Here is a 13,121-nt window from a genome sequence, read left to right as displayed (position 1 = left end):
TATTTTACTTTATAAGATTTATATTTAACTCAACTCATTATCAATAATTTGACAAATTGTATGTTCAAAAAGTAGGTGCATCTCTTGAATTCTTGGGGTATCATCACTTGGAACAACTAAGTTTATATCACAAAGTTCATTCATAATTCCACCATCCCGTCCAGTTAATCCTAAAGTTTTACATCCCATTTCTTTGGCTACTTTTAAAGCATTTATTACATTTTTTGAGTTTCCAGAAGTTGAAATTCCTATAAGCAAATCGCCTTTATGTGCCAAAGCTTCAACTTGTCTATCAAAAACTCTATCATAGCCATAATCATTCCCAATAGCTGTTAATGCACTTGTATCAGTTGTAAGTGCAATTCCAGGAAGCCCTCTTCTTTCAGTTTTATATCTTCCAGTTAATTCTGCTGCAAAGTGTTGAGCATCGGCTGCACTTCCACCATTTCCACAAATTAAGATTTTATTTCCAGCTTTTAAAGTAAGAACTGCAAGTTTTGAGGCTTCTAAAAGAGGCTCTTGCATAGTTTCTATAGTTTTTTCTATTGTTTTTTTGTGTTCTGTAAACTCTTTAATTATCGCATTTTGCATCTGTTTGTATCCTTTTTATTGTATTTGTTGTACTTTTTCCATCTACAAATTGAACAAGTTTTAGCTCATTTGCAATATCTTGTCCAACAACATCTTTACCTTCATAATCTCCACCTTTAACTAAAACATGTGGTTTTATTAATTTTATTAGTTCATAAGGAGTTTCCTCTTCAAAAATCACCACATAATCAATACTCTCTAAAGATGCCAAAATATAAGCTCTATCGTCTTGAGTGTTAATTGGGCGACTTTCACCTTTTAATTTTCTCACACTACTATCAGCATTTAACCCTAGAATTAAAACATCTCCAAAGCTTTTCGCTTCTTGTAAATATTTTACATGACCAACATGTAAAATATCGAAACATCCATTTGTAAATACTATTTTCTTACCTTGAGAGTGAAATCTATCTGCTAGGTATTTTATCTCATTAAAACTTTTTATATGAGAGCTTGAACTTGATTTGTGTAAACTAGATTCATATTCATATATTTCATCAAGTGTTGCTGTTGCACTTCCTAGTTTTCCTACAACAACTCCAGCTGCTAAGTTTGCGAAGTATAGTGCTTTTTTAATATCAAGCCCACAAGAAACTGCAAAAGTAATTGAAGCAATTACAGTATCTCCAGCTCCTGTTACATCAAAAACTTCTCTTGCAACTGTTGGGCTTGTAAAAAGAGATTCATCAAAAATTGCAATTCCTTGCTCACTTAAAGTTATAAGTGAAACTTCTAAATTACACTCTTTTTTTAATATTTTTAAAGCATCAACCAAAGAGTTTTCATCAATAATCTCTATATTTGTAGCTTCAATTGCCTCTTTTTTATTTGGAGTTAAAGTGTATGCACCTTTGTATTTAGAGAAATCTTTTCCTTTTGGATCAGCTAAAACTCTTACACCATTTTGATTTGCAATTTTTATAATATCTTGTGTTAAATTTGTAGTTAAAACACCTTTTTTATAATCTGATAAAATAATTGCACTATATTTAGATATATTTTTTTCAATAATTTCAATAATTTTTTTTGAACTTTTTTCAGAAATATCCTCAACTGTTTCACTATCATATCTTAAAACTTGTTGATTTGAAGCCATTAAACGGCTTTTTTTAGATGTTTTTCTATTAGCTTCAATTACTAAATTATCTATTTTTACATCAATTCTTTCTAGTAAAGATTTAAGCTCGTTTGCAACACTATCATCTCCTAAAACTGAAATTACTTCCACATTACTTCCAAGAGCAACAAGATTATTTATAACATTTCCAGCTCCACCAAGAACAGAGTTTTCTTTTTTAACATTTACAACTTGAACAGGAGCTTCAGGTGAAATTCTATCGCAAGAACCCCATAAATAGTGATCTATCATTAAATCACCAACTACAAGAATATTTGGTTTTTTACTAATATCTATCATTTTACCTCTTCAGTAAATAATCTTTTAATATCTGAAATATATGCTCTAATTCCATCTTCTAATGAAAATCTAGGTTCATAATCTAGGAATTTTTTTGTTGTAAGAATATTTGCTTCTGTAAAAAATTGATAAGAACCTACAAATGGATTTTCTATATACTCTTTCCCATTATTGATTTCTAACTCTTTTTGCAAAATATTCACTATATCTTCAAAACTTCTAGCTTTTCCTGTTCCTACATTATAAACCCCTGATTTTTTAGGTTTACAAGCTTTAATATTTGCTTGAATAATATCTTCAATATAGATAAAATCTCGTAAAATTTTATCACTTCCTTCAAATAGCTTTGGAGTAAGACCTTTTAAAATTTGGTGTCCAAACTGCACAACCATAGAAGCTGTTTTATTTTTAAAAAACTCTTTTGGACCATAAACATTAAAATATTTTAATCCAACAATTGATATTGGTAAATCTTTTTTCAAATACTCATAAGTTATGTTATCCATCATAACTTTTGAAAATCCATAAACATTATTTGGTTTTTCAAAACCAACTTCAAATCTATTGCTATCTCCATAAGTGGCAGCTGAAGAGGCATAAACCATATTTGCTTTGTGCTTTATTGCAATTTTTAGTAAATCTTCATAAGCATTTACATTTGTTTTTATCATAATATCTTGCTCTAACACAGTTGTATCTGAGATTGCAGCTTGGTGAAAAATATAATCAAATCTATAATCTGTTTCAAGAGATTTTAGAAGTTTTTTATCATTTATATCGCCACTTATTACTATTCCATTAAAACCTACAAGATTTTTAAAGTGACCAAAACTTTTTAAATTTCCATTTGAAAATGTTTCACCACTTCTAAAACAATCAAGAACAACAATTTTTGCTTCAGGATAGTTTTTTTGGAAATAAAAAGCTAAGTTTGAACCTATAAATCCAGCTCCACCAGTGATTAAAATTGTTTTTTTATTAAAATTTATATTATTGTATTTCATTTTTTGCCTTTATATATTTTAAGCTATCAAACAGGTTTTTTGCTACAAAAAATTCACTATTTGATACCTTTTCTTCATCTATTAATATTTTATTTGCAATATTACCATTTTTTGCACACTCTATATCACTAATCTTATCTCCAATTAGCCAAGAGTTTTTTAAATCTATAGAAAAATCGTTTAAAGATTGTAAAATCATTCCATCTTTTGGTTTTCTACATTCGCAATTAACTTCAGGAGAGTGAGGACAAAAGTAAACTTTGAGTATATTTATACCTTGTTTTCTAAATTCATCTAGCATAAAATTTGTAAGAGTTTTAAAATCTTCCAAACTATAATATCCTCTTGCTATTCCAGATTGATTTGTAACAACAATTATTTCATAACCTAAGTCTATAAAACTTTTACAAGCTTCAAAAACACCATCTACAAATTTGAAATTTGAAATTTGAGAAACATAACCAAAATCTTCATTTATAACTCCATCTCTATCAAGATAGATTATCTTTTTTTGCATTTTAAAAATCCTTAATTTATACATTTAAATAATATCATAAAGCTCTTTTAACTATAATAATGCTTTAAAATCTAGGATAACTTATGAACAAAAAAAGAGTATATTATAAATCAAGCAATACTTTAATAAATAGTATAAAAAATAGAGATGATATAAAGATAGTTAAAAAACCTTCAACTTTAGCAAAAATTTTTAATAAAAAAGTTGAGGCTGATATTTTCTTCCATAGTGGTTCTTTAGACGATGAATCTATATCATGGATAAAAAATTCAAAGGTTACTATTACAAACTCTTTTTCGAATTTAAACTTAATTTTACAAAAAACAAAAGTAGAAGATAGTAAAATAAAAGTTATTTATCCTAGTGTAGATATAAATTATAAAAATCCAAAAGAGCTAAAACAAGAGTATCTAAATAAATTTGAGCTTAAAGAAAGTACAAAATTAATACTTTTTACAGCTAAGAATTTCAAAGCAAATGGGATAAAAGAGTTTTTAGATATTTCATCAAATTTAAGTTTTATAGATTTTAAACTAATTATTGTAGGAAATAAACAACAACTTAGTTCTTTAGATTTTACTTTAACTAAATATAAAAACTTAGATGAAAAAATCATAAAAATTGATGAAGATAAAGAGAACATAGATAATTTATATTTAATAAGTGATATTTTTTTACTACCAACCTTTAATAAAAATATAGCTTCAAGTATTATAAAAGCTATGTTTTGTGAGTGTGTTGTTTTTACAACAATGAACAATGATGCAAAAGAGATAATTGATGTTTATGCAACAATGGAACATCCCAATGATCCTAGTACTGCATTTAAAATAGATGCTATTTTATACGATGAAAATGAGCTAAATAATATAAAAAAACAAAATAGAAATATTGCTATTGAGATGAGTTTGGATAAAAATATTGATAAATTTAATGATATTTTAGAAAAGATTTAAATATACCTTAAGATAATTAAGATACAATACGCAAATATTTTTCACTATATAAAAAGGAAGACAAATGTCAAGAAAATGTGCAATTTCTGGAAAAGGACCAATGGTTGGAAACAACGTAAGTCACGCTAAAAACAGAACAAAAAGAAGATTTTTACCAAACATTAGAACTGTAAGAGTTACATTAGAAGATGGAACAACTACAAAACTAAGAATTTCAGCAAAAGAGTTAAGAACTCTTAAAAAACACTCATAATTAAGCACATAAAGTGCTTAAATGAGCTTTTATACAAGCTTTAAAAAAACTATCGGCTGGGAGATTAAGTCAGCCAAACCTCAATACGATTTAGATCCACTAATTTATTCAAAGCTAAAACCTTTAAGATTACCATTAATTCTTATTCAACTTTTAATGATGATAGGAACTTTGGGATATGTATATTTAGAAAACTATACAATAATGCAAGGTTTATTTCAAGCCGCATATACACTTACAAACACTGGTTTTGGTGCTTTAAATGAAGATCATTTTAGAAATGAGACTATTATTTTCACAGTTTTTTTAATGTTAGCTGGTTTTTCAAGCCTTATATTTGGGGTTGGAATTGTAATAGATGTTTTTACAAATGGTAATTTAAGAGAATTATTAAGGGAGAGAAGAATGCTTTTTAAAATAGCAAGACTAAGAAAGCACTTTGTATTGTGTTATCACAATGAATATACAGCACAAGTAGCAAAACAGTTTAGAGAAAATCATATTCCTTTTGTGGTTGTTGATCCAAGTGATAATATAGAAGATATTGCAAAAGAGCATGGCTATCCATATTTTGTGAAAGAAGAACCATATAAAGAAGATGCTTTTTTAAAATCTCATTTAAGTTCAGCAAAAGGTGCTATTTCATTATCTAAAAATATCTCTGATAATATTACACTTATTGCATCAGTTAGACTTTATGAAAAAGAACTAGAAAGAACACCATTTTTAATAATTTCAAATGCCGAAACTTTAAATGAGAAGTTAAGATTAAAAAAATTAGGAGCTGATAAAGTTGTAGCAACACCATCTCTTATGGCAAAAAGAGTAAGTGCTATGGCAATAAGCCCTGATATGGAAAATATTTTGGATGAATTTTTATATAAAAAAGATAGTCCAATTACAATGGAAGATTTGATTATAAAAGATACATCTTGGATTGTAGAAAAAAGTTTAGGAGAGCTAAACTTAAGAGAGACTTTAAAAATCTCTGTTATTGGAATAACTGAAGCTAGTGGAATTTTTATTCAACTTCCAAGAGGAGATAAGATTATAAATAAAGGCTCAAAACTTTTAATAGTAGGCTCTTCTAAAGGAATTGCTAGAGCGAAGAGAGTTTTAAATTTAACAAATGAACCAAAGGAGATATAAGATGTTTACAATTTTACCAATAAAAGGGTTTATAGACAAAATAGATGGATTTTTTTGTGATGGAATTCATATAGGACTTAAACCAAATGGAAATAATGATTTAGGATTTATATATACAAACGAACCTTGTACGGTTGGAGCAGTTTTTACAAATAACAAATTTCAAGCAGCACCACTTAAACACTATTTAGCTTATGAAAAAGGTTTTAAAACAAACTTTGTATTAATAAATTCAAAAAATGCAAATGCCTTGACAGGAAGAAAAGGAATTGAAGATATAAACACTCTTTTTTCACAACTTGATTTTGGATCTTTTAAATTGTTTAATCCAGTTATGAGTAGTACAGGAGTTATTGGAAATAGACTTCCAATAGAAAAACTTGTAAATGGTGCAAAAAAATTTGATTTAAGTGCTAAAAATGGAGAGAATTTATCAAAAGCTATTATGACAACAGATGCATATTCTAAAACTTGCCTTTATGAAGTAAAGTTAGAAAATGGGAAAAGCTTTAAAATAGGAGCGGTTGCAAAAGGTGCTGGAATGATAAACCCAAATCTAGCAACAATGCTATGCTTTATTTGTACAGATGCAGATGTACCATTTAATGATATAGAAGAGGCATTAGAGAAAAATTCACACACAACTTTTAATGCTATTAGTGTTGATGGAGATACTTCAACAAATGACACAGTTATGGTTTTAGCAAATGGAAAATCAAATGCTTATGATAAAGAGGCATTTAGTGAAGCTTTAAGGCTGGTAATGTATGATATGGCAATGCTAATGGTAGCCGATGGTGAAGGTGCAAAAAAAGTTGCAGCTTTTGAAGTAATAAATGCTGCAAATGACAAAGAGGCAGAAATTGCAGCAAAAGCACTTTCTAATTCACTTTTAGTAAAAACAGCACTTTTTGGGGAAGACCCAAATTTTGGAAGAATTGCTTCAACAATAGGAGCATCACAAGTAACTTGCGATGATGAAAAACTTGTAATTTCGTATAATGATGTTATTGTTTTCAATAAGGGAGAAATTTGTTTTGATGAAGCAACAGAAGCAAAAGCAGGTGAAGTTTTAAAAAAAGATAAGTATAAAATTATTTGTGATTTAGGTCTTGGAAATGGTAAATTTATAGCCTATGGTTGTGATTTAGGTTATAAATATGTAGAGATAAATGCAGATTATAGAAGTTAATTTTAAGAACTTTTTATATATAATCCTCCAAATTTAAATTTCAACCAAGGATAGATAATGCTTCACGAACATAGAGATGCAATAGCTGAGTTAAGACAAACAGATACACATTTTGCAAGAGTTTTTGATAAACATAATGATTTAGATCATGAAATTACAAACTTAGAAAATGGACATGCTGATCAATTTACAATTGAAACTAAGAAAAAAGAGAAATTAAGACTTAAAGATGAAATTTACTCTATGATAGTAAAATTCAAAGCTGAGAAATAATCTTTTTCTATCTCATTTTTAAAAGGCTTAGAAGTTTTCTTCTAAGCCTTTTTTTATTAATCTATAAATAAAATCTTATTACAACTATTACTAAGCCAAGTTTAGATAAAATCTTGCTAATTTTAATTAACAAAGGCCTTTTTTTATGGAAAACCTTTTCGAAAATCAAGACATTATAAATGTAAATATTGAAGATAGTGTAAAAGCTTCATATTTAGACTACTCAATGAGTGTTATTATTGGACGGGCATTACCAGATGCTAAAGATGGTTTAAAACCAGTTCATAGAAGAATTTTGTATGCAATGCATGATTTAAATTTAACTTCAAAAGTTGCTTATAAAAAATCAGCAAGAATTGTTGGAGATGTTATAGGAAAGTATCACCCACATGGCGATAGCTCTGTTTATGATGCACTTGTAAGAATGGCTCAAAGCTTCTCTATGAGAGCTCCACTTGTGGACGGACAAGGAAACTTTGGTTCGGTTGATGGTGATAATGCTGCTGCCATGAGATATACTGAAGCTAGAATGACACGAATAGCTGAAGAAGTTTTAAGAGATTTAGATAAAGATACAGTAAACTTTGTACCAAACTATGATGATACGATGAAAGAACCAGCAGTTCTTCCTACAAGAGTTCCAACACTTTTATTAAATGGAAGTGAAGGAATTGCTGTTGGTATGGCTACAAAAATTCCTCCACATAACTTAGGAGAGCTTTTAGATGCAATTTTATATTTAATTGATAATCCTAGTGCTGAAGCAAATGATTTAATGGAGTTTGTTCAAGGTCCAGATTTTCCAACTGGTGGAACAATTTTTGGACGAAGAGGAATAATTGATGCTTATAACACTGGTCGTGGACGAGTAAAAATAAGAGCAAAACATCATATTGAAACTAGAGCAAAAAAAGAGATTATTGTTATTGATGAACTTCCTTATCAAGTAAATAAGGCAAGATTAATTGAGCAAATTGCTGATTTAGCAAAAGATAAGCAAATAGATGGAATCTCTGAAGTTAGAGATGAGTCTGATAGAGAAGGAATTAGAGTTGTAATTGAGCTTAAAAAAGAGGCTATGGCTGAAATTGTATTAAATAATCTTTACAAATCAACTCCTATGGAGACAACATTTGGGATTATTTTACTCGCAGTTTATAATAAAGAGCCAAAAGTATTTACTCTTCCAGAAATATTAAATATTTTCTTGTCTCATAGAAAAACTGTAATTATAAGAAGAACAATTTTTGATTTAGAAAAAGCAAAAGCAAGAGCTCATATTTTAGAAGGTTTAAAAATTGCTGTTGATAATATTGATGAGGTTGTAAGAATTATTAGAGCCTCTTCAAATGATGCAGAAGCAAGAGAGAGTTTGGAGCAGAGATTTGATTTAAGTCATATTCAATCTCAAGCAATTTTAGATATGAGATTAGGAAGATTAACAGGACTTCAAAGAGATAAACTAGAAGCTGAATATCAAGAGCTTATGATTTTAATTGCTGAACTTGAATCGATTTTAAGAAGTGAAGAAAAATTAAATGAGATTATTAAAGAAGAGTTAAATGAAATCAAAGAGAAGTTCTCAAATCCTAGAAGAACAGAGATTGAAGACTCTTATGATGAGATTGATATTGAAGATTTAATTCCAAATGAACCAATGGTTGTAACAATAACTCACAACGGCTATGTAAAAAGAGTTCCTATAAAAGCTTACGAAAAACAAAAAAGAGGTGGAAAAGGAAAAGTTGCAGTTACAACTCATGATGATGACTTTATTGAGAGATTCTTTGTAAGTAATACTCACGATACTTTAATGTTCGTTACAAATATGGGACAACTTTATTGGTTAAAAGTTTATAAAATTCCTGAAGGAAGTAGAGTTGCAAAAGGAAAAGCAGTTGTAAATTTAATCAACTTAAGAGCTGATGAAAAGATTATGGCAATTATTCCAACAAGTGATTTTGATGAAGCAAAATCTTTAGCATTCTTTACAAAAAATGGAGTTGTAAAAAGAACAAGCCTTGCAGAGTTTAGTAATATTAGAAGTAATGGTGTAAGAGCTATTGTTTTAGATGAAGATGATGAGATTGTAACAGCAAAAATTGCAAATGCAGATACTCAATATTTAATGATTTTTACAAGCCTAGGTCAATGTATTAGATTTGAAGTTGATAAAACAAGAGAACAAGGAAGAAGCACAAGAGGTGTAAGAGGAATTAAGTTTAAAATAGATAGCGATTTTGTTGTTGATGCTGATGTAATTGAAAATGAAGAGCAAGAGATTTTAACAGTTTCAGAAAAAGGAATTGGAAAACGAACAACTATTGAAGAGTATAGACTTACAAATAGAGCGGGTTCAGGGGTTATTGCCATGAAATTATCTCCTAAAACTGGAAATATTATTGGTGAAGTTTTAGTTGATGATACACAAGATTTAATGCTTTTAACTTCAATTGGAAAAATGATTAGAGTTGATATGCAAACAATTAGAAAAGCTGGAAGAAATACAAGTGGAGTAATAATTGTAAATGTTGATAAAGATGATAAAGTTGTATCTATTGCAAAATGTCCAAAAGAGGATGAAGAGATAGAGTTAGATGAAAATGGGAATATAATTAGATATAACGAAGATGGTGAAGTCATTGAAAATGAAGATAAAGATTCAAACCTTTTAAGTTTAATAGATAATAATGAAAATAGTGAGGAATAATAATATGAGAAAATTTAATGTTGCAGTTGTTGGAGCAACTGGTGCTGTTGGAGAAGAAGTTTTTAGAGTTATGGAAGAGTTAGATTTTCCAGTAAATAAAGTAGTTCCACTTGCAAGTGCAAGAAGTGCTGGAAGTACAATAGAGTTTAGAAATAAAGATGTAACAGTTTTAGAACTTACATCAACTGTTTTTGAAGAGCAAGAGGTTGAAATTGCATTTTTTTGTGCAGGTGGAAGTATCTCAGATGAATTTGCAAAATATGCAGTTGAAGCAGGTGCTGTTGTAATTGATAATACAAGCCACTTTAGAATGGACCCAAAAGTTCCACTTGTTGTTCCAGAAGTAAATCCTGAAGATATAAGATTTTGGAGAGAAAGCGGTATTATTGCAAATCCAAACTGTTCAACAATTCAAATGGTACAAAGTTTAAAACCACTAGATGAACTTTATGGAATAAAAAGAGTAGATGTTTCAACATATCAAGCAGTTTCAGGAGCTGGGAAAAAAGGTATGGAAGAGTTAGTTCAACAAATGCAAGATTTCTTTGCATTTAAATTGGATGAAACTGAGATTAAAGCATTTGCTCACCAAATAGCTCTAAATGTAATCCCACAAATTGATGTTTCAATGGAAAATGGATTTACAAAAGAAGAGATGAAAATGGTAAATGAAACTCAAAAAATTATGCACAAAAACTTTGAAGTAGCAGCAACTTGTGTTAGAGTTCCAGTTTTAAGATCTCATAGTGAGAGCTTAACAGTTACTTTTAAAGATGGTATTGATGTTGATGTTGATGAAGTTAGAAATGCATTAGCAAATTTTGAAAATGTAAAAGTAATAGATGATTTAGAAAATAAAAAATATCCAATGCCAATTATTTCAACAGATACAGATTATACATATGTAGGAAGAATTAGAAAAGATGTTTACTCTTCAAATATTGTTCACTATTTTAATGTAGCTGATCAAGTAAGAGTAGGGGCTGCAACAAATGCAGTTAGAATTGGATTAAAATGGATAGAGTTAGAAAGCGATATATAAATGCTAAAAAAATTCATAGAAAATGGTCTTTGGAAGAGTAGATTTATTGTAATTCTTGCAGTAATTTTTAGTTTTATGGGTTCTGTAATTTTATTTATTGTTGCAAGTATTGATGTTTTAAATGTAGCAAAATTTGTACTTACAACTCTTTTAGAAGGTTTACATCCAGAACATTTTCATGAAGATATAGTCGCAGGTGTTATTGCTGCGATTGATTTATACTTAATTGCTGTTGTTTTATTGATTTTTTCTTTTGGAATTTATGAACTGTTTATTTCAAAGATAGATGAGGCTTGTAGTGAGGAAGATTGCAATTCTGTTTTAGCTATAAGCTCTCTTGATCAATTAAAAGATAAGTTAGCAAAAGTAATTATAATGGTATTAGTTGTAAACTATTTTCAAAGAGTTTTACATACAAAATATGAAACACCATTGGAATTGTTATATTTTGCATTGGCAATTGTTGCATTATCTGTTGGGCTTTACTTTAGTGGTAAAGTGGGAAAAAAATAAAAAGGAATAATATATGTCAAAAATTTTTGTAGATGCATGTTTTAGAAAACCAACACCTTATACTCCAGTTTGGATGATGAGACAAGCAGGAAGATATTTAAAAGAGTATAAGGAAGTAAGAGCAAAAGCTGGAAACTTTTTAAATCTTTGTCATAATCCAAAATTAGCAGCTGAAGTTACTATTCAACCACTTGATATTGTAGGAGTTGATGCTGCAATTTTATTTAGCGATATTTTAGTTATTCCAAATGAAATGGGAATGCATTTAGATTTTTTACAAGGTGAAGGACCTGTATTTAAAGAGCCTATAAAAAATGAAGCAGATTTAGATAAGTTAATTGGTGGTGTTGAAGCAGCTTCTAAACTAACTTATGTTTATGAAACAATTAGGCTTCTAAAAGAGCAATTACCAGAAGATAAAGCTCTTATAGGATTTACAGGAGCTCCATGGACATTAGCAACTTATATGATAGAAGGGCAAGGAACAAAAACTTATAGTTTATGTAAAAAAATAATGTATTCAAACCCAGAGTTTTTGCATAAAATTTTAAGAAAAGTAACAGAAGTTGTGAAACTATATTTAGAAAAACAGATCCTAGCAGGTGCTGATGTTGTTCAAATCTTTGATTCTTGGGCAGCCGCAATTGAACCTGGTCGTTATGATGAATTCTCTTGGAAATATATGGTAGAAATTGCTGAGTATATAAAAGAAAAATATCCACATATTCCTGTAATAATGTTTCCAAAAGGAGTTGCAGCATTTATAGAAAGAGGATTGGTTTATGGAAACTTCGATGTATTTGGTGTAGATTGGGGAACTCCAATGGCACTAGCTAAGGAAAAACTTGGAAATAAATATGTTCTTCAAGGAAATATGGAACCTTGTAGATTGTATTCACAAGAAGAGACAACAAAATGTGTTGAGGCTATTCAAAGTGTAATGCAAGGAGAGGGACATATTTTTAATCTAGGACATGGAATATTACCTGATGTTCCAGTTGAAAATGCAATTTTCTTTGTAAAAGAGTGTCAAAGAGTTAGTAAAAAATAATAATTGTTCTTTCTTTAGTTTAAATAGGAGCAGGGATCTCAGTCCCTGCAGACCACCACTACTAAAAAAACTTTAACCCATGTATTGTAAAAAATAAATAAACATCTTACAAAGCCCAAGAAACCGAACAATTACAATAAATCCCAAAATTTAAGCCAAATTTAAGCATATACCTCTTGACAAAGAAAAAAAATCCTATTATAATTCCCATCCAATTTGACCGATACGGTTTAAATTGTTTTTTTATTCCGGCATAGCTCAGCGGTAGAGTAGATGACTGTTAATCATTTGGTCCCTGGTTCGATCCCAGGTGCCGGAGCCACTTTTATAATTTTAGTTAAAAAAATTAAGTTCTTTAAAATCTAAGATTTGGTTTGTTAAGAAGAGTAATCTTTGTAAACTGAATATGTTAATCTTATTTTAAAAATTCGTAAAGAATAATAAAAGAAATAC

At 29.1% G+C, this 13,121-nt stretch carries 13 protein-coding genes and 1 tRNA gene; 10 read left to right on the top strand and 4 right to left on the bottom strand.

Annotated elements, in window-relative coordinates:
- Nucleotides 1-24: 24 nt before the first annotated feature.
- From gmhA to gmhB, 4 genes are read right to left on the bottom strand one after another with little or no spacing between them, the layout of a single operon-like run.
- On the bottom strand, nt 25-591 hold the full coding sequence (gmhA, locus tag IQC44_RS09860; protein WP_198306198.1) for a D-sedoheptulose 7-phosphate isomerase: 567 nt from the start codon (nt 589-591) through the stop codon (nt 25-27).
- On the bottom strand, nt 572-2,008 hold the full coding sequence (rfaE1, locus tag IQC44_RS09855) for a D-glycero-beta-D-manno-heptose-7-phosphate kinase (protein ID WP_198306197.1): 1,437 nt from the start codon (nt 2,006-2,008) through the stop codon (nt 572-574). The genes gmhA and rfaE1 overlap by 20 nt, the downstream gene beginning before the upstream one ends.
- A complete protein-coding gene (gene rfaD, locus IQC44_RS09850; RefSeq protein ID WP_198306196.1) occupies nt 2,005-3,012 on the bottom strand; it encodes an ADP-glyceromanno-heptose 6-epimerase in 1,008 nt (335 codons plus the stop codon). Before rfaD ends, rfaE1 begins: the two co-directional genes overlap by 4 nt.
- Complete coding sequence (gene gmhB, locus IQC44_RS09845; protein ID WP_198306195.1) at nt 2,999-3,529, bottom strand: D-glycero-beta-D-manno-heptose 1,7-bisphosphate 7-phosphatase; 531 nt, start codon at nt 3,527-3,529, stop codon at nt 2,999-3,001. The genes rfaD and gmhB overlap by 14 nt, the downstream gene beginning before the upstream one ends.
- Before the next feature lie 83 nt (nt 3,530-3,612).
- Between gmhB and IQC44_RS09840 the strand changes: the two genes are divergently transcribed.
- The 10 genes from IQC44_RS09840 to IQC44_RS09795 all read left to right on the top strand — a co-directional run bounded on the left by IQC44_RS09840 (nt 3,613) and on the right by IQC44_RS09795 (nt 12,990).
- The gene (locus tag IQC44_RS09840) at nt 3,613-4,485 is read left to right on the top strand and encodes a glycosyltransferase (protein ID WP_198306194.1); all 873 of its coding nucleotides are present in this window, start codon (nt 3,613-3,615) and stop codon (nt 4,483-4,485) included.
- Nucleotides 4,486-4,549: 64 nt separating this feature from the next.
- Nucleotides 4,550-4,738, top strand: coding sequence for a 50S ribosomal protein L28 (gene rpmB / locus IQC44_RS09835; RefSeq protein ID WP_026806358.1), 189 nt, complete (start codon nt 4,550-4,552; stop codon nt 4,736-4,738).
- 21 nt (nt 4,739-4,759) lie between these two features.
- Nucleotides 4,760-5,887: a potassium channel family protein gene (locus IQC44_RS09830; protein ID WP_198306193.1), complete on the top strand. Its 1,128-nt coding sequence runs from the start codon at nt 4,760-4,762 to the stop codon at nt 5,885-5,887.
- A gap of 1 nt (nt 5,888) precedes the next feature.
- Nucleotides 5,889-7,079 carry a bifunctional glutamate N-acetyltransferase/amino-acid acetyltransferase ArgJ gene (argJ, locus tag IQC44_RS09825; RefSeq protein WP_198306192.1) on the top strand — a complete coding sequence of 397 codons (1,191 nt, stop codon included), beginning with the start codon at nt 5,889-5,891 and terminating at the stop codon, nt 7,077-7,079.
- A 57-nt stretch (nt 7,080-7,136) separates the two neighbouring features.
- A complete protein-coding gene (locus IQC44_RS09820) occupies nt 7,137-7,352 on the top strand; it encodes an HP1242/YdcH family protein (protein ID WP_198306191.1) in 216 nt (71 codons plus the stop codon).
- 145 nt (nt 7,353-7,497) lie between these two features.
- On the top strand, nt 7,498-10,062 hold the full coding sequence (gene gyrA, locus IQC44_RS09815; RefSeq protein WP_198306190.1) for a DNA gyrase subunit A: 2,565 nt from the start codon (nt 7,498-7,500) through the stop codon (nt 10,060-10,062).
- A 4-nt stretch (nt 10,063-10,066) separates the two neighbouring features.
- Entirely contained in the window at nt 10,067-11,104 is a 1,038-nt protein-coding gene (locus IQC44_RS09810; protein ID WP_198306189.1) for an aspartate-semialdehyde dehydrogenase, read from the top strand.
- Entirely contained in the window at nt 11,105-11,617 is a 513-nt protein-coding gene (locus IQC44_RS09805; protein ID WP_198306188.1) for a YqhA family protein, read from the top strand.
- A 13-nt stretch (nt 11,618-11,630) separates the two neighbouring features.
- A complete protein-coding gene (hemE, locus tag IQC44_RS09800) occupies nt 11,631-12,668 on the top strand; it encodes a uroporphyrinogen decarboxylase (protein WP_198306187.1) in 1,038 nt (345 codons plus the stop codon).
- 247 nt (nt 12,669-12,915) lie between these two features.
- Nucleotides 12,916-12,990: transfer RNA gene (locus IQC44_RS09795), tRNA-Asn, on the top strand.
- The last annotated feature ends 131 nt before the right edge of the window (nt 12,991-13,121 follow it).

The sequence above is a fragment of the Arcobacter vandammei genome (genome assembly GCF_016106035.1).
Classification (GTDB): Bacteria; Campylobacterota; Campylobacteria; order Campylobacterales; family Arcobacteraceae; genus Aliarcobacter; species Aliarcobacter vandammei.
Note: the sequence above shows the minus strand (reverse complement) of the source record. Positions and strands in the feature narration are given on the sequence as shown.

Bases quoted from the DNA above. Each gene is read 5' to 3' on its own strand.
- gmhA (WP_198306198.1), bottom strand. From the start codon at position 591: ATGCAAAATGCGATAATTAAAGAGTTTACAGAACACAAAAAAACAATA.
- rfaE1 (WP_198306197.1), bottom strand. From the start codon at position 2,008: ATGATAGATATTAGTAAAAAACCAAATATTCTTGTAGTTGGTGATTTA.
- rfaD (WP_198306196.1), bottom strand. From the start codon at position 3,012: ATGAAATACAATAATATAAATTTTAATAAAAAAACAATTTTAATCACT.
- gmhB (WP_198306195.1), bottom strand. From the start codon at position 3,529: ATGCAAAAAAAGATAATCTATCTTGATAGAGATGGAGTTATAAATGAA.
- IQC44_RS09840 (WP_198306194.1), top strand. From the start codon at position 3,613: ATGAACAAAAAAAGAGTATATTATAAATCAAGCAATACTTTAATAAAT.
- rpmB (WP_026806358.1), top strand. From the start codon at position 4,550: ATGTCAAGAAAATGTGCAATTTCTGGAAAAGGACCAATGGTTGGAAAC.
- IQC44_RS09830 (WP_198306193.1), top strand. From the start codon at position 4,760: ATGAGCTTTTATACAAGCTTTAAAAAAACTATCGGCTGGGAGATTAAG.
- argJ (WP_198306192.1), top strand. From the start codon at position 5,889: ATGTTTACAATTTTACCAATAAAAGGGTTTATAGACAAAATAGATGGA.
- IQC44_RS09820 (WP_198306191.1), top strand. From the start codon at position 7,137: ATGCTTCACGAACATAGAGATGCAATAGCTGAGTTAAGACAAACAGAT.
- gyrA (WP_198306190.1), top strand. From the start codon at position 7,498: ATGGAAAACCTTTTCGAAAATCAAGACATTATAAATGTAAATATTGAA.
- IQC44_RS09810 (WP_198306189.1), top strand. From the start codon at position 10,067: ATGAGAAAATTTAATGTTGCAGTTGTTGGAGCAACTGGTGCTGTTGGA.
- IQC44_RS09805 (WP_198306188.1), top strand. From the start codon at position 11,105: ATGCTAAAAAAATTCATAGAAAATGGTCTTTGGAAGAGTAGATTTATT.
- hemE (WP_198306187.1), top strand. From the start codon at position 11,631: ATGTCAAAAATTTTTGTAGATGCATGTTTTAGAAAACCAACACCTTAT.